This is a genomic window from Pseudomonas sp. Tav-5-1A (assembly GCF_055755055.1).
On the sequence record NZ_CM146901.1, the window covers coordinates 3,437,235 to 3,457,712 of the forward strand.

Annotated in this window: 16 protein-coding genes; 8 read left to right on the top strand and 8 right to left on the bottom strand. The window is 67.2% G+C overall.

The genetic code is table 11. The features are described from left to right. The first annotated feature begins 93 nt into the window (after window positions 1-93). Window positions 94-1,443, top strand: coding sequence for a metal-dependent hydrolase family protein (locus AC0J42_RS15695; RefSeq protein ID WP_473002341.1), 1,350 nt, complete (start codon window positions 94-96; stop codon window positions 1,441-1,443). After that, on the top strand, window positions 1,440-1,883 hold the full coding sequence (locus AC0J42_RS15700; RefSeq protein ID WP_473002342.1) for a GlcG/HbpS family heme-binding protein: 444 nt from the start codon (window positions 1,440-1,442) through the stop codon (window positions 1,881-1,883). The genes AC0J42_RS15695 and AC0J42_RS15700 overlap by 4 nt, the downstream gene beginning before the upstream one ends. Here AC0J42_RS15700 and AC0J42_RS15705 read toward each other — a convergent pair. From AC0J42_RS15705 to AC0J42_RS15715, 3 genes are all read right to left on the bottom strand, one after another. Next, window positions 1,874-2,800, bottom strand: a complete 927-nt coding sequence (locus tag AC0J42_RS15705) for a LysR family transcriptional regulator (protein WP_473002343.1) — start codon at window positions 2,798-2,800, stop codon at window positions 1,874-1,876. The two genes, AC0J42_RS15700 and AC0J42_RS15705, sit on opposite strands and share 10 nt — an antisense overlap. 242 nt (window positions 2,801-3,042) lie before the next feature. Continuing rightward, the gene (locus AC0J42_RS15710; protein ID WP_473002344.1) at window positions 3,043-3,519 is read right to left on the bottom strand and encodes a BRO-N domain-containing protein; all 477 of its coding nucleotides are present in this window, start codon (window positions 3,517-3,519) and stop codon (window positions 3,043-3,045) included. Between the two features lie 571 nt (window positions 3,520-4,090). After that, the gene (locus AC0J42_RS15715; RefSeq protein ID WP_473002345.1) at window positions 4,091-6,439 is read right to left on the bottom strand and encodes a hypothetical protein; all 2,349 of its coding nucleotides are present in this window, start codon (window positions 6,437-6,439) and stop codon (window positions 4,091-4,093) included. Between the two features lie 252 nt (window positions 6,440-6,691). Here AC0J42_RS15715 and AC0J42_RS15720 point away from each other — a divergent pair, with 252 nt between their 5' ends. Beyond that, window positions 6,692-7,741: an FUSC family protein gene (locus AC0J42_RS15720; RefSeq protein ID WP_473002346.1), complete on the top strand. Its 1,050-nt coding sequence runs from the start codon at window positions 6,692-6,694 to the stop codon at window positions 7,739-7,741. 1 nt (window position 7,742) lies between these two features. On the opposite strand, the gene AC0J42_RS15725 is transcribed toward AC0J42_RS15720, so the two are convergent. Continuing rightward, complete coding sequence (locus AC0J42_RS15725) at window positions 7,743-8,903, bottom strand: MFS transporter (protein WP_416424506.1); 1,161 nt, start codon at window positions 8,901-8,903, stop codon at window positions 7,743-7,745. A gap of 112 nt (window positions 8,904-9,015) precedes the next feature. Between AC0J42_RS15725 and AC0J42_RS15730 the strand changes: the two genes are divergently transcribed. From AC0J42_RS15730 to AC0J42_RS15745, 4 genes are all read left to right on the top strand, one after another. Continuing rightward, a complete protein-coding gene (locus tag AC0J42_RS15730) occupies window positions 9,016-9,597 on the top strand; it encodes a TetR/AcrR family transcriptional regulator (protein WP_416424507.1) in 582 nt (193 codons plus the stop codon). Window positions 9,598-10,027: 430 nt separating this feature from the next. Further along, window positions 10,028-11,983: a DNA topoisomerase III gene (locus AC0J42_RS15735; RefSeq protein WP_473002347.1), complete on the top strand. Its 1,956-nt coding sequence runs from the start codon at window positions 10,028-10,030 to the stop codon at window positions 11,981-11,983. A gap of 57 nt (window positions 11,984-12,040) precedes the next feature. Further along, window positions 12,041-12,523, top strand: coding sequence for a DUF2938 family protein (locus AC0J42_RS15740; RefSeq protein ID WP_473002348.1), 483 nt, complete (start codon window positions 12,041-12,043; stop codon window positions 12,521-12,523). 130 nt (window positions 12,524-12,653) lie between these two features. After that, window positions 12,654-13,178: a DUF2867 domain-containing protein gene (locus AC0J42_RS15745; RefSeq protein ID WP_473002349.1), complete on the top strand. Its 525-nt coding sequence runs from the start codon at window positions 12,654-12,656 to the stop codon at window positions 13,176-13,178. A gap of 4 nt (window positions 13,179-13,182) precedes the next feature. On the opposite strand, the gene AC0J42_RS15750 is transcribed toward AC0J42_RS15745, so the two are convergent. Together AC0J42_RS15750 and AC0J42_RS15755 are read right to left on the bottom strand one after the other, a co-directional pair. Then, window positions 13,183-13,494: an AzlD domain-containing protein gene (locus AC0J42_RS15750; RefSeq protein WP_416424510.1), complete on the bottom strand. Its 312-nt coding sequence runs from the start codon at window positions 13,492-13,494 to the stop codon at window positions 13,183-13,185. After that, window positions 13,491-14,189 (bottom strand): AzlC family ABC transporter permease, encoded by a 699-nt coding sequence (locus AC0J42_RS15755; RefSeq protein WP_416424511.1) that lies wholly within the window; start codon window positions 14,187-14,189, stop codon window positions 13,491-13,493. Before AC0J42_RS15755 ends, AC0J42_RS15750 begins: the two co-directional genes overlap by 4 nt. 335 nt (window positions 14,190-14,524) lie before the next feature. On the opposite strand from AC0J42_RS15755, the gene AC0J42_RS15760 reads away from it, so the two are divergent. Then, entirely contained in the window at window positions 14,525-15,973 is a 1,449-nt protein-coding gene (locus tag AC0J42_RS15760) for an NCS1 family nucleobase:cation symporter-1 (protein ID WP_473002350.1), read from the top strand. Window positions 15,974-15,985: 12 nt separating this feature from the next. Here the strand turns inward: AC0J42_RS15760 and AC0J42_RS15765 are convergent, their stop codons facing one another. Further along, complete coding sequence (locus tag AC0J42_RS15765) at window positions 15,986-19,087, bottom strand: error-prone DNA polymerase (RefSeq protein ID WP_473002351.1); 3,102 nt, start codon at window positions 19,085-19,087, stop codon at window positions 15,986-15,988. Beyond that, window positions 19,063-20,478: a Y-family DNA polymerase gene (locus tag AC0J42_RS15770; protein WP_473002352.1), complete on the bottom strand. Its 1,416-nt coding sequence runs from the start codon at window positions 20,476-20,478 to the stop codon at window positions 19,063-19,065. Before AC0J42_RS15770 ends, AC0J42_RS15765 begins: the two co-directional genes overlap by 25 nt.

A 20,478-nucleotide genomic window follows, 5' to 3' on the forward strand; every position in this document is an offset into this window, starting at 1 on the left:
GCTCAATACCTGGCCATCAACCCAATCTGTTTCCCCACGCCCCCCAGGCTCGCTAGCCTCGCCCCATACTCATAACAACAGCGAGCCGCCCCGATGAGCGCCCTTCACCTGCACTGCAAGACCCTGTTCGACAGCACCAGCCTGGCCCCACGTACGCAGCAGACGCTGATCGCCAAAGACGGCGTGCTGACCTACGTCGGCCCCACCAGCCAGGCCCCCGCGCCGCAACCGGGCGATACCCTGGTGGACGCCGGCACGCACTTCGTCATGCCGGGGCTGGTGGACGTGCACACTCACCTTGCGTTCGGCAACGCGCAAAGCGAGGAAGACATCGACCTGTGGACCAGCGACGAATTCCGCGCCCTGCGCGGCATGTTCTTCGCCCAGCACGTGCTGGCCGCCGGCGTCACCAGCATGGTCTGCCCCGGTGACAGCGGCCAGTTGAGCATCTCGGTGCGCAACGCCATCAACGCCGGGTTGTTCGAAGGCCCGCGCGTGGCCGCCAGCAGCCGGGTGATCACCAACCGCCAGAGCCTCAACGACTGGTTCCCCAGCCGCGTCGGCGCCCCGGAGTTCTTCACCGCGCGCCTGGTCACCAGCCGCAGCGAAGCCATCGCCGAGATCCGCACCCAGGCCAAGGACGGCGTCGACCTGATCAAGATCGCCATGGACGGCACCCATCGCCGCCCCGACGGCTCGATCATCGCCGCCTTCACCGCCGATGAAACCCGGGAAATGGTCGACGAAGCCCACCGCCTGGGCTGCAAGGTGGCCACCCACGCCTACGGCCGCGAAGCCGTGCTGTACGCCGCCAAGGCCGGGGTGGACCTGGTGTTCCACGCCTTCTACATGGACGACGACTGCATCGAGGCGCTGCTGCAATCGGGCAGCATCCTGGCGCCGACCATGACCTTCCCGCAGAACACCGTGGACTTCTGCCAGCCCCACGACCCGGCCATCACCACCGGTTACGCCGGCTACTGCGCGCGCACCCTGGAGGTGGGCTCGGCGGTGCTCAAGCGCGCCAAGGCGGCGGGCATTCCGTTCGCCTGCGGCAGCGATTCGGGCTTTGCCGTCACGCCTTATGGCGAGTGGCACGCGCGCGAGCTGGAGCTGCTGGTCACGCGCCTGGGCTTCACCCCCGCCGAGGCGCTGTTCGCCGCCACCAACGTGGGTTCGCGCTGCATGCCCAAGGGCAACACCCTCGGCACCCTCGAGGTGGGCAAGCAGGCCGACTTCCTGATGCTGGACGGCTCGCCGCTGGACGACATTCGCCTGCTGCAGGACCGCAGCCGCTTCAAGGCCGTGTACAAGGGTGGCCAGCCGGTAAACCTCTCGCGCAGCCCCTACAACCCCAAACAGGTCTCGGACTTCAACTCGCTGAAGTGGACCGACCTGTACACCCGTGACCGCGTCGCCCAACTGGGGAAATGGACCGTATGAACCACCTCGACCTGCACACCGCCACCCTCATTGCCAGCCAGGCCATTGCCAGCGGCCGCGAGCTGGGCTTGCGTCCACTCGCCGCCGCCGTGCTGGACGCCGCCGGCCACCCGCTGGCCGTGCTGCGCCACGAACAGGCGAGCTTCCTGCGCCCGCAAATCGCCACCGGCAAGGCCCGCGGCTGCCTGGGCATGGGCCTGGGCGGGCGCGAACTGGCGCGCCGCGCCCAGGCCATGCCGGCGTTCTTCGACGCCATCAACAGCCTCACCGACGGCCAGGTGATTCCAGTGCCCGGCGGCGTGCTGATCCGCAACGCCCAGGGCGTGCTGCTGGGCGCCATCGGCATCAGCGGCGACACCTCCGACAACGACGAACGCTGCGCCCTGGCCGCCATCGACAGCGCGGGCCTTGCGGCCGACACCGGCGACGCTCAGGCCTGACCCAGCGCCGCGGCCTGCGCCACCAGCAGGCCGCGGAACCAGGCCAGCGCCGGGTCGTCCTGCTGGTAAGGGTGCCACTGCAGCACCTGCAACGCCTGGGGAAACGCCAGCGGCGCCGGCACCACCTTCACCCCGTGGGCAGCGGCAAACGGCTCGGCCTGGCGCCGGAACAGCGTGGCCACCCGCTGGCTGCCGGCCACGAACGCGGGTACCAATGCAAAGCTTTCCACGGTGACGCCCACCTTGCGCTCGATACCCTGCTCGGCCAGGAACGCCGCGTCCATGCCCAGGGTGCGGCCGTCGGCGAACTCGCGCACCACGTGCTCCGCCTGGCGGTAGGCGGCAAGGCTCAGGCCCTGGGCATGCACCGACCGGGCACAGACAATGCAGCACCACTGGTCCACCAGCAGCGGCGCATGGGGGTAGTCACTGTTGAGCCGGCGCTGGGGCACGATCACGCAATCGCTGCGGCGGTAGTCCAGCGCCTCGCTGACCACGTCGCCGCCGCGCGGCAGCGGCAGGTCGCGCAGGGCCAGGCGCACCTGCGGCGCCACCTGCGCCAGCACCCGGCTGACCGCCGGCATCAGCACCGCCGCCACGTAATCCGAGGCAACCACGGTAAAGCGCCGCTGGCAGCTGCCGGGGTCGAACGCGGCCGGCGCTTCGATCACCTCGCGCGTCAGCGCCAGCGCCTCGCGCACCTTGGGCAACAAGGCCTGCGCCCGCGCCGTGGGCTCCAGCCGCCGGCCCACGGCCACCAGCAGCGGGTCGTTGAAGTGTTCACGCAACCGCCCCAGCGCCGAACTGGTGGCCGACTGCCCCAGGTTCAGGCGCTCGGCCGCGCGGGTGACGTTGCATTCGCTGAGCAGGGCTTCGAGGGCCACCAGCAGGTTGAGGTCGAGACGTTGGTAACGCATGGGGCATCCTGGGTTTTAGGCCAGTGGATACCTTAGCGAAGGGGTGTGGTAGCGAACCAATCGAGATAGGCGCAGGCCAGGTATTGCCAACATCGATACCCCATTGCCCCACACGCCCCGTAGCCGCTGCCGCCAGGCTGCGCTGGCCCCTGAGTACACTGATGAAGATCTTCAGCGTGGCTCAAGGCCAGCGCAGCCTTCGGCAGCGGCTACGAGAATGGCGCATGGCCGGGAGAATGGGGTCAGGCCCACACCCGCCACCACGGTGCTTTCTGCGGGCGGTTGATGGGCAGCACCTCCGGCATATCACGCAGGCGAATCCACGGTTCATCCTGCCAATACAGCACCTTCACCTGCCCGCCGTGGGCGCACATGGCCGTTACCGCCGGCACCTCGCCGGGGCCCATGCGCCGCAGCGTCGGCACCACTTCCAGCGTCAGCCACTGGCGCAACGCGCGGTTTTCCGGCATTTGGCTGTGCATGATCAAGGTCACCGCGCCGGTCTCGCTCACCAGCAAGTGCCGGCCCCACTCGCCGTCCAGCTGCACCCACGCCTCGCGGTGCTGGTCGGCGTCCAGGCTGCGGATGCGCCGTTCCACGAAGTGCACGCCCATCAGCCGGCCCAGGTCGTGCAGGCACAGCCAGGCCTGGTCCTCGATCATCAGCGCGCGCAGGGGCAGTTGGTGGCGGAAAAAGGTGGTAGCGACGAAGGTGGCCATGGCGGAAGCTCCTTGCGGGTGAAGGGCTGCCACGGTGGTTGGAATTTGGGTGGCAGCTGCGTGCAGGTTAGCGAACCGGCTAAGCCCGGCAGGCCCGAAGGCCTCCCACACGCAGCTGCCATAACACTTATCTCAGGCATGAAGCCCTGAAACAAGCGGTATGGTGCTGCGGGTTTCTTAGAACAGGTCGCTAAACCTGATCCCCGAGGCTTCGGAGACGGTGCGCAGGGTAAGGGCGCACCGGGCAAGGTGGCAATCAAAGGAGTGTTAGGGGTTGTGTCGGAATTGCCGTGGTTGTGAAGAATCAGTACGTGTTCAAGACCTATTGCCGCAACCTGCTGGCTGCGACCATAGGGCCTGCTACTGATGGCGGGCGCTCGAAGTAGCGCCGGGTTCTGTACAAAATCATCCCAGCGCGGGCATGCTGCGTTGAGATCAGGCTCGGATGCTCACTTACAACCCGTAAAGTCGGGCTCAACCCCGGCCGTTCCTCGCCTGTTATCACCTTGCCTGACCTTTGTTGGAATACATTTCATACTGCCCCTAGGTCTCGCCATGTGACAATTAAACCTCAACCAACAAGCTCCAGCAAAATGTCATCAAGATACACCCACACTTCAGCAACAAGTTCGGATATTGCCACCAACTCCAATCGCACAGGACCAGCAACACCCACAAATGTGCCTGAGAATAATGCAAACTCTTCTTCCACGGTAGAGCGCCAGATAGCTGATTGCCTTCCATCCGGATAATAAACGGTAGCCTGGAGCTCACCTCTTCCTGCCATTCTAGCCGCAGCGTTTAAGGTTAACCGATAGGTGCCCCCCTCCTTTAGCGTCGAGAACTCCTTGGCAGCCCCAGCTCTAGAGCCTTCGCGTCGGCCAATCCCTGCTGCTAAAGCATACGACCCGCCAAACTGTTCAATCTTGATATCCTGATGAAAACCGGGCGGACTGGCCCAACCGTGCATTTCACGATCCTCAAAATCGTAAAACTCACGCACCAGATAAGTTTGGTTTTTCACCGTGTACTGCTTCACCGGGAACGTGACCGCCGCCCCCTCCAACGTGGCACCGTCAAACGCCACCTTTAAGGTCACCGTGATCCTGGCATTGTCCGCCAAGCCCGCCAACTGTGCTTTCGCGACCGTTACGCTCAATCCGTTTTGAGCCTCTGCTGCCGTCACCTGGTGCCCTTCAAGCAACTGCAGGCTCAAGTCTGGGCCCGTCAGGGTAAGCCATGCCCGCTGCCCCGCCGCGATAAACGGCCAGCGTCCAACGGTAACGTGCGCATCACCTACCAGGTTGGGGATGTCCAGCTCGTCATTGCTGTTGGCTTCGGTAATCCGCGGCACCGGCAACGCCCCCTGCGCAATCGCCGATACCATCAACGTCATCGGCACGGAAGTACCAATCGCCTCCCCGCCGTCATCACCAAACACCACATACTCCACCACCACCTGCTTGCCCACTGCCGCCGCAATTAACTCGAGTGGCACCGGCGCCTCCACCTGGCCATCGGTGGTTACCGTCACCCAGGGCACATACGAGGCCTGTGCACCCGCCACCGTCCACAAGCCGGCCAGCACATTGCCCGCCTTGAGGCGCGCATCGGTCACCGTCAGCGTGGCGGTGTTTTCCTCGTTACTGGTATTTGGCTTGATCGGGTTCAGCGTGGTCACCGACGCCCCCGTCGCATCGCGCACCAGCGGCGCCGGCCACGGCTCGCCAACCGCCTGGCCGATGACGTCAATGCGCAGGTACTTGGACGGCTTGGGCGGCGTGATCGCCCCCGCATCCTGCAGCACGTACGAAACATCCGCATACCCCCCGCCAATGGCCGCCGCCTTGGCGTTGGGCACGGTAAACAGCAACAATCCCGGCACGCTCCCTACCGTCAAGGTCTGTTCGAATGCCTCCGGCTGGCCCGTCGAGGTTTTCCCATCCCAGCGAACCGTTACCTGGTCGCCCTGCACAAAGGCTGGCGGGTAGGGAAACACGTGCACGTGCACGTCATTGAGGCCCAACTGGTCCAGCCGCAACACGCCATTGGGGGCTTCCGGTACCTCTGGCGCTGGCAGTGCATTCGGGTTGGCGTGCACGAATACCAGCGTAATCATCGACCACGGTTGGCCCACGCTGTCCTCCGAGACGTTGTTGACCTGGTCGTACGCCCGGTAAAAAACCATTAAATCTCGGCCATCGCCTCCCAGCGAGATGACCGCGGCGGTGATGTCGATGTCGATGTTGGCTCCCACCTCGTTTGGGAGCACTGTGCGAGGCGGCAGCGCAACACCGTTCCAGCGCAGATCGATGACGTCGAAGCTGGCCATGTAGGGGTATGGCCTGATGGTCACCTTGAAGCCCGCCTGGGCGTCCGCCTCGCTGACGCCGTTGGCAATGATGTGCGGCGGCAACACGGGGGCCGGGAGGTTCTGGTGTTGCGGGTCTGAGCTGGGGTCGACGCCGCCGGGGCGGGTCAGCTTGATGCGATAAAGGTGCGGCACCGAGGTTTCCACTGTGCCCGCGACACGGGTCACGGTGTAGTGGATGGAGACGGTCTGGTCGGTACCCGGCATGAACGCGCCGTAGGGAATGTACAAGTTGACCGCGACATTGGGAATGGCCACGGGGTAAATGTGCACCAGGACGTTGTCGAAAAACACCCTGATTTCATCATTGGAGCTCATGATGACGTAGGGATCGACCACTACGTGCAAGCCGCTGATCGAGTTGACCAAGCCCAAGCCGATGCCGCCCAGGGTGGGGCTGATGTCGACCGAGGCGGGAATCCGCAAGTCGGGCACTGCCCGGGGGCTATTGGCAGCGGCAGGCAGGGCCGTGCCGACCACGGCCGGTTGGCCGGGGACGATGGGGTGGATCAAGGGCCGGTTTTTCTGTAGCAATGGATTGAGGGGCATAATCTGCGCTCCACGAATGGTTGGAGCGATGATTGGGCGCTTTTGGTGGATGGCCCACAACTGTAAGAACTGACAGGTGCGGCTGAAACCCCGCCCCGTAGCAGCTGCCGAAGGCTGCGTCAGCGGTGTATCAGGTGGAGCGCAGGGCCCCGGACGCGGCCGGCGGCCGCTGCTACGGGTTTTGCGGTGGACCCAATTGGGCTGCGAGCGTGCATAATGGGCGCCCCGACCCACCGCCCTACACGGACCCCCATGAAGGCACTGCGCCCCAGCCGCTTACCGTTCCTGCGCCCCCTGCTCGACCCGCACCGCCGCTACCTCTACGCCCGCTACATCCACGCCGGCCGGGTGGCCGTTGGCCTCCTGGCGTCCATCTTGCTGACCACAGGGCTGAGCCTGCCCCATGGCGAATGGGCGTCGGTGACGCTGCTGATCGTGATCGGCGGCCTGCAGCACCAGGGCAACATCGGCCGCAAGTCGCTGGAACGCGCCTACGGCACGCTGATCGGCGCGGCCATTGGCCTGGCGCTGGTGTTGCAGCAAAGCTACCTGCACGAGCAGTGGCTGACGTACGTGGCCATGTCCACGGTGTGCGGGTTCTTTGCCTACCACGCCATCGGCAAGGGCGGCTATATCGCGCTGCTGTCGGCGATCACCGTGTTCATCGTCGCCGGGCACGGCGACAACCCCATCAGCGATGGCCTGTGGCGGCTGGTGGACATTTTGATCGGCATCGCCCTGGCGCTGGCGTTTTCCTTCGCCATCCCGCTGTACGCGGTGTACTCGTGGCGCTTCAGTTTGGCCAAGGGCTTGCGCGGCTGCGCCAAGGCGTACGGGCGTATTCTCAACGGCAACTCGGTGACCGACGACGAGCACCTGAAGCTGGCCGCACAACTCAACGGCATCATGGTGCAACTGCGCTCGTTGATGCCGTCGGTGTCCAAGGAGGTGCGCATTCCGCTCACCGAGCTTGAGGTGATCCAGGGCCAATTCCGCCTGTGCCTGAGCACCCTGGAGCTGCTGTCCAACCTGCGCCCCAAGGACCACGGCGACTGGCACGCCTGGCTGCACCCCGAGCACCGGCAGATCAACCGCCAGCTGATTGCCATGGCCCGCGCCCTGGAGACCGGCGCCACCGACCGCCTGGCGCGCCAGGCCGAGCGCGGCGCCGAGATCGAGCACGCCGTGGTGCCGGCCAGCCAGGACGCCCAGGGCTTCCGCCTGCTGACCCTGCAACTGGCCAGCAACCTGGAAGCCATGCGCCTGCGCCTGCACAAGACATCCAAGCGCTGGAACCTTTGACTCAGGCCTGCTGAGGCACCCGGGCCGGCGCGCGGAAGTGGCCATAGCCCACCAGCACCAGCCCCGCCAGCGCCAGCACGCCACCCGCCGGGGCTACCCATTGGTAGCCCAGGCCCAGGGCCAACACGCCGCCACCCAAGGCAGCCCCCAGGCCATTGCCGAGGTTGAAGGCGCCAATGTTGACCGACGACGCCAGCCCTGGCGCGTCGTGGGCGGACTGCATCACCCGCGCCTGCACCAGCGGCACCAGCCCGAAGGCCGACGCGCCCCACACCACCATCACCAGCACCGCACTGACCTGCCCTTGCAGCAGCGCGGGCATGCCCAGCATCAGCGCCGCCATCACCAGCAGAACGCCGATCAGCGTGCCTTCCAGCGAACGGTGGGCGAGCTTGCCGGCGATATAATTGCCAGCGGTGAAACCGATCCCAATCATGACCAGCAACAAGGTCACGAAGGTCGGCGTGGCGTGGATCAGGTCCTGCATCACCGCGGCGATGTAGGTGTACAGGGTGAACATGGCGCCGGCGCCCAGCACCGTGGTCAGCAAGGCCCGCAGCACGTCGCCACGCACCAGCACCTGCAGCTCGCGGCGCACGTCGGGCTTCTGCCCGCTCTCACCGCGTGGCAGCCACAGCGCCAGGCCCAGCATGGACAAGGCGCCGAGCCCTGCGGTAGCAGCGAACGCCATGCGCCAGCCAATGTTCTGCCCCAGCCAGGTGGCCGCCGGCACCCCGCCGATGTTGGCGATGGTCAGGCCCAGGAACATGGTAGCCACGGCACTGGCGCGCTTCTCGGCCGGCACCAGGCTGGCCGCCACCACCGAACCAATACCGAAGAACGCGCCGTGGGCAAGGCTGGTGACCACCCGCGACAGCACCAGGGTGTCGTAGCCCGGCGCCAGCGCCGACAGCAGGTTGCCGACGGTGAAAATCGCCATCAGCAGCAACAGCGCGGCCTTGCGCCGGTACGGCGCCAACAGCAGGGTCATCAGCGGCGCCCCCACCATCACGCCAATGGCGTAGGCGCTGATCAGCAGCCCGGCGGTGGGGATAGACACGTGCACGCCATCGGCGATCACCGGCAGCAGGCCCATGGGCGCAAACTCCGTGGTGCCGATGGCGAAGGCCGCCAGGGCCAGGGCGAACAGAATCAACTTCATGAGTGGACCTCCAGGTCACAGGGGCGAAAACATACTCGCCAGTAGCATTTGATCAAAAAGGCTACTCTTGAGTAACATTACTCACAAGTAAAATTTCCCTGCCGGAACCGCCATGTCCACCCCTACCCTCACCAAGGGCGAACAGACCCACGCCCGCCTGCGCAGCGCCGCCGCCGCCGAGTTCGCCCGGCGGGGCTTCCACGAGACCAAGGTCAGCGACATCGTCAAGGCCAGCGGCCTGACCCAGCCCACCTTCTATAGCTACTTCGACAGCAAGGAAGCCGCCTACGAAGAACTGGTGGGCGAGTTTCGCCGCCGCCTGGAGGCGCTGATCAGCACCCTGCTGATCAAGACCGCCCTGCACCCCGCCGAGCTGCTGGACAGCGTGGCCACCAGCTTCCTGCGCTTCTTCGACTTCCTGGCCCAGGACCCGGACCTGACCCAGATAGGCTTCTTCCAGCCGCCCGGCTGCACCCAGACCAAGGCCGGCATGGCCAGCTGGATCGGCAGCAACATTGCCAAGGAGCAGCAGATAGGCCTGTTCCGTACCGATATTCCGGCGGACATGATCGGCAAATGTTTTGTCGGCATGGTCGACCAGATGGCGCGGGAGACGGTGGATGCCGAAACGCGCCGGGCGAATGCGCGGTATTGCGCGGGGTTGTTGTGCGAGGGGTTGTGGGTGAAGGGTTAACGCCTATTCATCAGGCCAAGCCACGGTGCAAAAATGTAGCACCGGCCGCAGGCCGGGTCGCGCCGCGCCGAACCCATCGAATTCACCCCTCAATCCCCGTAGCCGCTGCCGCAAGGCTGCGCTGGCCCGGGTGTGCGCTGGAGATCCTCGGTGTGGATGCGAGGTGCACGGCCGGGGATTGTGAGGGTGGCTTGCAGGTGCAGGTCGGGCGTTTTTCGGCGCGTCCGAAATCGAGCGCCGCCCGCGCGGCGCGACCCGGCCTATGGGCCGGTGCTACATCGGTTGCAACGTGCCATCGCCTGAGGGATTCGCATCGCCTGCTCAGAGGCACGGCAGCAACATGCTGTATATCCATACAGATTTTGCTTGCCTGGCGCGCAGGGTTTCCTCATCCTATGCAACTCGACCACCACTGAAGACACCCACGGCCATGCGCCTCTACCTCTGCGAAAAACCCTCCCAGGCCAAGGATATCGCCAAGGTGCTCGGCGCCAACCGGCGCGGGGATGGCTGCTGGGTGGGCACGGACGTGACGGTGACCTGGTGCATCGGCCACCTGCTTGAAACCGCGCCGCCCGACGCCTACGACGAGCGCTACAAGCGCTGGGTGCTGGCCGACCTGCCCATCGTGCCGGAAAAGTGGAAGATGCTGGTCAAGCCCAAGACCGCCAGCCAGTTCAAGGCGGTCAAGCGCCTGCTGGGCGAGGCGCGCGAGCTGGTCATTGCCACCGACGCCGACCGCGAGGGCGAGATGATTGCCCGTGAGCTGCTGGAGCACTGCCGCTACCGCGGCCCGGTGCAGCGCCTGTGGCTGTCGGCGCTGGACGACGCGTCCATTCGCAAGGCCCTGGCGGCGCTGAAGCCGGGCGCAGAAACCTTCAGCCTGTACCATTCGGCCCTGGGCCGTTCGCGTGCCGACTGGCTGATCGGCATGAACATGAGCCGGCTGTTCACCTTGCTCGGCCGGCAGTCCGGCTACCAGGGCGTGCTGCCCGTGGGCCGGGTGCAAACGCCTACGTTACGCCTGGTGGTGGACCGCGACCGCAGCATCGCCGCGTTCGTGCCGGCGCCGTTCTGGGCCATCGACGTGCAGCTCGACCCACGCGGCCTGCCCTTCACCGCCCAGTGGTGCCCGCCTGAAGACGCCTGCGACGACCAGGGCCGCTGCCTGCAACAGCCCCTGGCCCAGGCGGCGGCCGAGGCGCTGCGCAGTGGTGCCCCGGCGCGGCTGGTCAAGCTGCGCACCGAGCGCATGCGCGAGGTGGCGCCCCTGCCCTTCGACCTCGGCACGCTGCAGGAGGTGTGTTCGAAAAAGCTCGGCCTGGGCGCCCAGGAAACCCTGGACATCGCCCAGGCGCTGTATGAGCAGTACAAGGTCATCACCTACCCGCGCAGCGACTGCGGGTACCTGCCCAACAGCCAGCACGGCGAGGCGCCGGGCATCATCGCCGCCCTGGGCCGCGCCGACCCGGCCCTGGCCGAGCTGATACCGCACATAGACCCCAGCCGCCGCTCGCGGGCCTGGAACGACGCCAAGGTCAGCGCCCACCACGGCATCATCCCCACGGCCGCCGGCACCGACCTGGGCCGCCTGGCCGGCAAGCAGCGCGCGGTGTACACGCTGATTCGTGCGCGCTACCTGGCGCAGTTCCTGCCCAACCACGAATTCGACCGCACCCAGGCCGACTTCGACTGCGCCGGCCAGCGCCTGCGCGCGGTGGGCAAGCGCATCGTCGAGCCGGGCTGGCGCCGCGCCCTGCCCGAGGCCCTCACGCCCGCCAAAGGCCGCGAGGCGCCAGCCCCCCAGGCCTTGCCGGCGCTGCGCGAAGGCGCCGACTACGAGGTGGGCGACGTCAACCTCAAGGACCTGTGGACCCAGCCGCCCAAGCCGTTCACCGAAGGCGACCTGATCAAGGCCATGAAGAACGTCGCCAAGCTGGTGGAAGACCCGCGCCTGAAGCAGAAGCTCAAGGACACCACCGGCATCGGCACCGAGGCCACCCGTGCCGGCATCATCCAGGGCCTGATCGACCGTGGTTACCTGAACAAGAACGGCAAGGCGCTGAACGCCACGCCCGCCGCTTTCAGCCTGATCGACGCGGTGCCGCGGGCCATCGCCGACCCCGGCACCACGGCCATCTGGGAGCAGGCGCTGGACATGGTGCAAAGCGGCGAGATGAGCCTGGAGGAGTTCGTGGCCAAGCAGTCGGCCTGGATGAGCCGCCAGGTAGAGCGCTGCGCCGGGTTGAGCCTGACCATCAGCGGCCCCGCCAGCCCACCGGGGCGCGGCGCGCCATGGAAGAAAAAACGCAAGGGCGCACCGCGCAAGCCAGCCGCCCAGGGCGCGGCGCCGCGTGCGCGCAAACCCAAGGCCGCAGCCACCTGAAACGGTGCAAAACTGCTATTGTCGCAAGCCTTCGACTCTTGGAAAGGATACCCCCAGATGCTCGCTTTTCTCGCGCTGTCGGTGGTCATCGGCGCCGGCGCCACCGCCCTGCTGGACCTGTGGAACCTGCTGCTGAACAGAACCCTGGGCCTGCCGATTCCGGCCTGGCATTTCGTGGGCCGCTGGTTCGCCGGCCTGCCGCGCGGCCACTTCGTGCACCGCCAGGGCATCGGCAAATCCGCGCCCGTGCCCAATGAACTGGCCATCGGCTGGGCCATGCACTACGTCACCGGCATGGTCTTCGCCGCCGCGCTGCTGCTGATCTGGGGCCTGGACTGGGCGGCGCAACCACGCTTCGCCCCGGCGCTGATCGTCGGCCTGGTCACCGTGGGCGCCGGCTGGTTCATCCTGCAACCGGGCATGGGCGTGGGCATCGCCTGCTCCGGCGCGCCGAAGCCGGCGCTGGCGCGCTTGCTGAACGTGGTGGGGCATGTGGTGTTCGCCATCGGCCTGTATGGCACGGCGCTGATACTGGCCTGAAGCCCCACTCCGTAGCCGCTGCCGCCAGGCTGCGCTGGCCCTAATTCACGCTGAAGATCCAAGGTGTGCTTCAGGGCCAGCGCAGCCTAGCGGCAGCGGCTACACGACCGAGTCAGCTGCAGGAAACCCCATGAAAACCACCGTGCTCGCCTGCCCTCCGCCCCCCGCTTCCGCTATCAGTCAGTACGTGCCCGGCGCCGATTTCATCGATTGCCACCAGGTGCAGGTGCGCGACACCGAGCGCACCGCCCTGCGCCACTTCCTCACGCTGATGGCCGCCACGCCTGGGTGGCTGGACAACCTGATGAAGCTGCGCAACACGCTGGTGCAAAGCGTGGGTTTGAAAGACCTGGGCGCCTTGGCCCGGGTGGACCTGGCCACGCCGGATGATGCCTACCAGCCCGGCGACCGGGTGGGGATCTTCACCCTGTTGGGCAACCACCCCGACGAGGTGCTGGTGGCCGACCAGGACAAGCATCTGGACGTGTTCCTGGCCCTCACCCGCCTGCCGCTGGCGGCCGACGGCACGCGCACCGTGGTGCTGTCCACCGTGGTGCGCACGCACAACGCGCTGGGCAAGCTGTACATGCTGCCGGTGGCACCTTTCCACCGGCGCATCGCGCCGATGACCCTGCGCGGCATCAATCGTCGTTAGACGCTTAAAGCCACCAACGCAATGCAAAGAAGAACGCCATGCTGAGGATCATGCTCAGCAAGGTGTTGCGGGTAAACAACACCAGCCCTACCGCCACCACCGAGCTGATCAGGTAGGGGTTGTCCCAGTGCAGGTTCAGCTGCTTGTCGGGCATGAACACGATCGGCCCGCAGATGGCCGTGAGCATGCCCGGCACCGCAAAACCGAGGAACTGCCGCGCGTTGCTGCTCAGGCGCACCGGCAGGCGCGGCTCCAGGAACACGTAGCGGTTGAGAAACACCAGCACGCCCATGCCGATAATGACGACCCAGATCATGAACGGCTCCCCCACAGTTTATTGCAGACAAAGCCGGCGCTCATGCCTGCCAGCCCCGACAGCACCAGCGCCGAGCCCCAGTGCCAGTAGCTGAACAGCACCGAGCAACACAGCGAGACGGCTACGCACACCAGCGTCGGCACGTTGCGCACCACCGGGGTGATCAGGGCGATGAAGGTGGCGGCGATGGAGAAGTCCAGGCCCAGGTGCTCGATGCCCGGAATGCTGCTGCCCAGCAGGATGCCGGCCAGGGTAAACAGGTTCCACGCGACGTAGAAGGTCAGGCCCACGCCCAGGGCGTACCAGCGGCTGAAGGTCTGCTGGTCGTAGCGGCTGGTCAGGGCGAACAGTTCGTCGGTGAGCAGGAAGCCCAGGCCCACGCGCCAGCGCCCGGGCAGGCCGGCGATCATCGGGCGCATGCTCATGCCGTACAGCAGGTGCTGGGAGGTCAGCAGCAAGGTGGTCAGCAGGATCGACACCACCCCGGCGCCGCCCTTGAGCATGCCGATGGCCACCAGTTGCGCGGCGCCGGCGAAGACGATGGTCGACAGGCCCTGGCCTTGCCAGGGAGTGAGGTTGGCCTCGATGGCCATGGAACCGGCCAGCAGCCCCCAGGGCGCGGTGGCCAGGGACAGCGGCATGATGGCAGCGGCGCCGCGGAGGAACGCCTGGCGCGGCAAAAGGGTATTGGGCATGTTCTTATTGAAGGCTTGCGGAAACGGACAGCGACTGTGCCAGAGCGCGGCGCGCGTGTCTTGAACGATATTGCGCAGTTGCCATCGCCTCACCCCCGTAGCAGCGGCCGACGGCCGCGTCCAAACGCAACGCGGATCCCCAGCCATACCGCGCCGGGTCCGGAATCGGTGTGTATACATGTTTCTTTGCACTGTGTTTGGGCGGGTATGCACTCATGCGTGGCATTGCACTCCCGCCAAAGCCCTGAACCCCGCAATCCAGAGCCATAAACCGCTTTGGCACACATTCTGCCTTCAACCTCGTATACAAAAAACCAGAACGAGGGAGACAAGGCATGTCGGACAACCACCCTACCCACTACAGCCCCCGGCTTTACAACCACGACCTGGGCCCCACGGCGCAAACCTGGAGCTGGTACAACATTTTCGCGTTCTGGATGAGCGACGTGCACAGCGTCGGCGGCTATGTGTTCGCCGCCAGCCTGTTCGCCCTGGGGCTGGCCAGCTGGCAGGTGCTGATCGCGCTGCTGGCGGGCATCTGCATCGTCCAGGTGATCGCCAACCTGGTGGCCCGGCCCAGCCAGCAGGCCGCCGTGCCCTACCCGGTGATCTGCCGCCTGGCGTTCGGCGTGTTCGGCGCCAACATTCCCGCGGTGATTCGCGGGTTGATCGCCGTGGCCTGGTACGGGGTGCAGACGTACCTGGCGTCCAGTGCGCTGGTCATCGTGGTGCTGCGCTTCTTCCCTGAACTGGCCCCTTACCAGCAAGTGACCTTCGCCGGCCTGTCGTACCTGGGCTGGTTCGGTTTCCTCGCGTTGTGGGTGGTGCAGGCGCTGGTGTTCTGGACCGGCATGGAGTCCATCCGCCGCTTCATCGACTGGGCCGGCCCCGCCGTCTACGCGGTGATGTTCGCCCTGGCCGGCTGGATCGTCTGGCGCGCCGGTTGGAGCAACATCAGCTTCACCCTGGCCGAGAAACACCTGGCCGGCTGGGAGGCCGTGGGCCAGGTGATCATGGCCACGGCCCTGGTGGTCTCGTATTTCTCTGGCCCAACATTGAATTTCGGTGACTTCAGCCGCTACTGCCGCAGCATGGCCGATGTACGGCGCGGCAACTTCTGGGGCCTGCCGATCAACTTCCTGGCGTTCTCCCTGGTGACCGTGGTGATTGTCTCGGGCACCCTGCCGATCTTCGGCGAAATGATCCACGACCCCATCGCCACCGTGGCGCGCATCGACAACACCACTGCCGTGCTGCTGGGGGCCTTTACCTTTGTCACCGCCACCGTGGGCATCAACATCGTCGCCAACTTCGTCTCGCCGGCCTTCGACTTCGCCAACGTCTCGCCCAGCCGCATCAGCTGGCGCATGGGCGGCATGATCGCCGCGGTGCTGTCGGTGTTCATCACCCCCTGGAACCTGTTCAACAACCCCCAGGTCATCCACTACACCCTGGACGTGCTGGCCGCCTGCATCGGGCCGCTGTTCGGCATCCTGCTGGTGGATTACTACCTGATCAAGCGCCAGCAGATCGACGTCGACGCGCTGTTCAACGACGGCCCCAGCGGCCGTTACTGGTACAGCAACGGCGTCAACTGGGTGGCGGTGAAAGCCCTGGTGCTGGCGGCCGGCGCGGGCCTGTGCATCACCTTCGTGCCGTGGCTGCAGCCCATGGCCAACTTCGCCTGGTTCACCGGCTGCGCGCTGGGCGGCGCGGTGTTCTATGGCCTGAGCCTGGCGGCCCGCCGCACGCCGGCCAGCGCTGCCCAGCCCGCGCCGCTGTAAGGCGCACACGGCTCAGCGGAAATCGCGGCTGCGAATGTCCAGCCCCGCCAGCATCGGGGTGAGGTCGGTGAGTTTGCCGGCGATCAGGTGGCGCACGCCGCTTTCGGACTCCAGCCGCCCATGCACCTGCAGCAGCCGCGCGCTCACCAGCGGCTTGCGCTGGCGCTCGGCCAGGTCGTTCCAGACCACCACGTTGATCATGCCGAACTCATCTTCCAGGGTGACGAAGATCACCCCGCTGGCGGTCTGCGGGCGCTGGCGACCGGTGACCAGGCCGGCGACGCTGATGTGCCGGCCATGGTCGATGCCAGCCAGCTCCCGCGAGCTGCGACAGCGCAGGCGCTGCAAGCCGGGGCGCAGCAGGGTCAGGGGGTGCGGGCCCAGGGTGGTGCCGACGGTGGCGTAGTCGGCCACCAGGTTTTCGCCAACGCTGGGCACCGGCAACGCCACCGGCGTGTCGCGGCGGCTGGGCAAGTCGGCGAACAGCGGCAGTTGCGCCTCGACGCTGGCCACCTCCCAGCGCGCGCGGAAGCGGTCCCCCGCCAGCCCCTGCAAGGCATCGGCGTCGGCCAGCAGTGCGCGGGCGCGGTTGTCGAGGCCGGCGCGCAGGCACAGGTCGCTGACGTCGGCGAAGGGCTGCCGGGCGCGCACCTGTTCAATGCGCAGGGCGTCTTCCTGGCGAAAGCCGCGAATCATCCGCAGGCCCAGGCGAATGGCCGGCTGCCCTGCCCCGCACGGCTCCAGGGTGCAGTCCCAGTCGCTGTGGCGCACGTCCACCGCGCGGGTCTGCAGTTGGTGCCGGCGGGCGTCCTGCAGCAGTTGGTCGGGGCTGTAGAAGCCCATGGGCCAGCTGTTGATCAGCGCGCAGGTGAAGGCCGCCGGCTCATGGCACTTGAGCCAGCAGCTGGCGTAGGTCAGCAGCGCGAAGCTGGCCGCGTGGGACTCGGGAAAGCCGTAGCTGCCAAAGCCCTTGATCTGCTCGAAGATCTTCTGCGCGAACTCCAGGCTGTAGCCGTTGCGCAGCATGCCTTCGGTGAGGCGCAGCTGGTGCGGTTCCAGGCCGCCGTGGCGCTTCCAGGCGGCCATGGAGCGGCGCAGCTGGTCGGCCTCGCCGGGGCTGTAGTCGGCGGCGACGATGGCCAGTTCCATCACCTGTTCCTGGAACAGCGGCACGCCCAGGGTGCGCTCGAACACCTTCTTCAGCGCCTCGGACGGGTACACCACCGGCTCTTCCTTGTTGCGCCGGCGCAGGTAGGGATGAACCATGTCGCCCTGGATGGGCCCCGGGCGCACGATGGCCACCTGGATGACCAGGTCATAGAACTTCGTCGGCCGCAGGCGCGGCAGCATGGCCATCTGCGCGCGCGATTCGATCTGGAACACGCCCACGGTGTCGGCGCGGCTGATCATTTCATAGGTGCGCACGCACTCCGCCGGAATGCTCGCCAGGGTCAGGTCGCGGCCCCGATAACGGCGCAGCAGGTCGAAGCTGCGGCGCAAGGCGCTGAGCATGCCCAGGGCCAGCACGTCGACTTTCAGCAGCCCCACTGCGTCGAGGTCGTCCTTGTCCCACTGGATGATGGTGCGCTCGGCCATGGCCGCGTTTTCCACCGGCACCAGGGTGTCCAGCGGGTGCTCGCTGATGACGAAGCCGCCGGGGTGCTGGGACAGGTGCCGGGGGAAGCCCATCAGTTCGGCGGTGAGCGTCAGCACCCGGCGCAGCACCGGGCTGTCGACGTCGAAGCCGGCCTCGCCCAGGCGCCCCACCGGCGGCACGCGGTCGCTGTAGCGGCCCACGCAGTCGGCCAGGCTGTTGACCTGGTCCGGCGGCAGGCCCAGGGCCTTGGCCACGTCGCGTATGGCGCCGGCGCCACGGTAGCTGCTGGCCACGGCGGTGAGCGCGGCGCGGCGGCGGCCGTAGCGGTTGAACACGTATTGCAGCACCTCTTCGCGGCGGTCGTGCTCGAAGTCGACGTCGATGTCCGGCGGCTCGTTGCGTTCCTTGGAGATGAAGCGCTCGAACAGCATGTTCATGCGCCCCGGGTCCAGCTCGGTGATGCCCAGGGCGAAGCACACGGCGGAGTTGGCCGCCGAGCCGCGGCCCTGGCACAAAATGCCCTGGTCACGGGCGAAGCGAACGATGTCGTGCACGGTGAGGAAATAGCTTTCGTAGCCCAGCTCGCTGATCAGCGCCAGTTCCTTGTCGATCTGCGCCCGCGCCGCGGGCGTGGCGCCCTGGGGCCAGCGCCAGTGCATGCCCTGCTCGGTGAGCGTGCGCAGCCACTGACTGGCCGTGTGGCCCTCGGGCACCAGCTCGCGGGGGTACTGGTATTGCAGCTGGTCGAGGCTGAAGGTGCAGCGCCGGGCAATATAGACCGTTTCGTCCAGCAACGCCTGGGGGTAGAGCTCGGCCAGCATCGGCAAGGGCCGCAGGTGCCGCTCGCCGTTGGCGAACAGGTGGTGGCCGGCGTCGGCCACGGTGGTGTGGTGGCGGATGGCGGTCATGGTGTCCTGCAGCGCCCGGCGCCCACGGGCGTGCATGTGCACGTCGCCGCTGGCCACGGCGCGCAGGCCCAGTTGCGCGGCCAGGGCCTGCAGCTGCGCCAGCCGCGCGTGGTCGTCGGCGCCCCGGTGCAGCTGCACCGCCAGCCACAGCTGCTGGCTGCCGAACACCCCGCGCAGCCAGTGGCCAGGGGCCAGGTCGTGGGTATTGTCGGGCACCCACAGGGCCACCAGGCCATGCAACGGCACCTGGGCGAAATCCTCGCGCAGCACCTGGTAGTCGCCCTTGGCGGCCCGGCGCCGGGCCAGGGTAATCAGCTGGCAGAGGCTCTGGTAGCCGGCCAGGCTCTCCACCAACAGCACCACCTTGGGGCCGTCATGGATGCGCATCTCGCTACCGACGATCAGCGGCAACTCGCAGGCCTTGGCGGCCTGCCAGGCGCGGACGATGCCGGCCAGGGTGCATTCGTCGGTGATCGCCAGGGCCTGGTAGCCATGGCGCCTGGCGCGTTCGAACAATTCCTGGGCGCTGGAGGCGCCGCGCTGGAAGCTGAAGTTGGACAGGCAGTGCAGCTCGGCGTAGCCGTTCATGCGAACCAGCCCTGCAGCCACAGCCGCCCCTGCTCGCCCACCGTTTCGTAGGCCCAGGCGCGCTGGCCGCTGGTGGTTTCCACCAGGTAGTAGTCGCGGCGGATGTCACCACCGTCCCACCAGCCCGACTCGATGCGTTCGGGCCCGGCCAGCACGCGCAGGTCGCAGTCGGTCCAGGCCTGGGGCTCGGCCAGCAGCCAGCCGGGGCGCGGCGCCAGGCCGGGCGCCAGCAGCGCCTTGGGCACGCTGGCCGCCAGCCAGGCGCGCTCGGGGCGGTGGTCGGCGCGGGCGGCGATGCCGCTGATGGCGTCGTCGCCCAGGCGCGCACGCAGGCGTTCGCGCAGCTGTTCCCAGGGCTGGGACTGCTGCGGGCGCTGGTCGAACAACGTCTGGTGGGTGGGCACGAAGCGCGGCAGGTCGCGCGCCACCAGGCGCACGTTGCGCACCGGGCGCTTGACCTGCACCGGCTCCAGGCGCCCGCGGGCCAGCTCGAAGAGCATGCCGGCGTCGCGCTCGGCGCCCAGCAGGCCCACCGGCACCAGGGTGTCCTCGCCTTCGGCATGTTCCAGGTGCAGGGTGAAGCGCTGCACGCCGCTGTCGCGCCCGCCCAGGTAGGCGGCCAGGTCGTTGATCAGCCGGCGCAGGGGGAACAGCAGGGCCTGGTGCGACTCGACGTCGAAGTTCAGCTCGATGCGCTGCTCGAAGAAGTCCGGCGGCAGGTAGAACGACAGGGCCAACGGGCGCAGGCCGGCGAGCGTGTCCAGGTGCTGCAGGTCGCTGGCGGCGAAGCGCCGGGCCACGGTGTCGCGCGGCAGCGCCTGTACCTGGCCCAGCTGGCGCAGGCCCATGCGCGCGAACGCGGTGGCGGTTTCCCGTGGCAGGCCCACCCGCTCGATGGACAGCGGCGCCAGGGCCGCCGGCAGCTGCGCAGGCGCCAGCACCGCCAGGCCGTCGTGGGCGTTGGCGAGCATGCGCGCGGCCGCCGGGTTGGGCGCCAGGGTGATGCGGTGGCTGAAGCCCAGGCCTTGCAGCTCGGCGCGCAACCGCGCCTCGAACTGCGGCCAGGGGCCGAACAGGCCCAGGCTTGATTGCACCTCCAGCAGCAGCGCGCGGGGGTAATGCAGGCTGACCTGGGAGCTGAAGCGGTAGGCCCAGGCGGCGAGGAATTGCTGGCATTGCTCGATGTCGGCCGGGTCGTGCTCCTGGGTGGCGAAGTCGTGCGTCAGGGCATGGGCGGCGGTCAGGGTCTGGCCGGGGCGCAGGCCCAGGGCCTTTGCAGCCGGGTTGACCGCCTGCAGCACGCGGCGCTGGGTGGGGCCGCTGATCAGCGCCAGGGGCGCGTCGGGGTCTTCGCGACGACGGCGGGCGCTGTCCAGCGCCAGTTGCGGGAATAGGATGCAGGCCCAGAGCAT

Bases quoted from the DNA above. Each gene is read 5' to 3' on its own strand.
- AC0J42_RS15695 (WP_473002341.1), top strand. From the start codon at position 94: ATGAGCGCCCTTCACCTGCACTGCAAGACCCTGTTCGACAGCACCAGC.
- AC0J42_RS15700 (WP_473002342.1), top strand. From the start codon at position 1,440: ATGAACCACCTCGACCTGCACACCGCCACCCTCATTGCCAGCCAGGCC.
- AC0J42_RS15705 (WP_473002343.1), bottom strand. From the start codon at position 2,800: ATGCGTTACCAACGTCTCGACCTCAACCTGCTGGTGGCCCTCGAAGCC.
- AC0J42_RS15710 (WP_473002344.1), bottom strand. From the start codon at position 3,519: ATGGCCACCTTCGTCGCTACCACCTTTTTCCGCCACCAACTGCCCCTG.
- AC0J42_RS15715 (WP_473002345.1), bottom strand. From the start codon at position 6,439: ATGCCCCTCAATCCATTGCTACAGAAAAACCGGCCCTTGATCCACCCC.
- AC0J42_RS15720 (WP_473002346.1), top strand. From the start codon at position 6,692: ATGAAGGCACTGCGCCCCAGCCGCTTACCGTTCCTGCGCCCCCTGCTC.
- AC0J42_RS15725 (WP_416424506.1), bottom strand. From the start codon at position 8,903: ATGAAGTTGATTCTGTTCGCCCTGGCCCTGGCGGCCTTCGCCATCGGC.
- AC0J42_RS15730 (WP_416424507.1), top strand. From the start codon at position 9,016: ATGTCCACCCCTACCCTCACCAAGGGCGAACAGACCCACGCCCGCCTG.
- AC0J42_RS15735 (WP_473002347.1), top strand. From the start codon at position 10,028: ATGCGCCTCTACCTCTGCGAAAAACCCTCCCAGGCCAAGGATATCGCC.
- AC0J42_RS15740 (WP_473002348.1), top strand. From the start codon at position 12,041: ATGCTCGCTTTTCTCGCGCTGTCGGTGGTCATCGGCGCCGGCGCCACC.
- AC0J42_RS15745 (WP_473002349.1), top strand. From the start codon at position 12,654: ATGAAAACCACCGTGCTCGCCTGCCCTCCGCCCCCCGCTTCCGCTATC.
- AC0J42_RS15750 (WP_416424510.1), bottom strand. From the start codon at position 13,494: ATGATCTGGGTCGTCATTATCGGCATGGGCGTGCTGGTGTTTCTCAAC.
- AC0J42_RS15755 (WP_416424511.1), bottom strand. From the start codon at position 14,189: ATGCCCAATACCCTTTTGCCGCGCCAGGCGTTCCTCCGCGGCGCCGCT.
- AC0J42_RS15760 (WP_473002350.1), top strand. From the start codon at position 14,525: ATGTCGGACAACCACCCTACCCACTACAGCCCCCGGCTTTACAACCAC.
- AC0J42_RS15770 (WP_473002352.1), bottom strand. From the start codon at position 20,478: ATGCTCTGGGCCTGCATCCTATTCCCGCAACTGGCGCTGGACAGCGCC.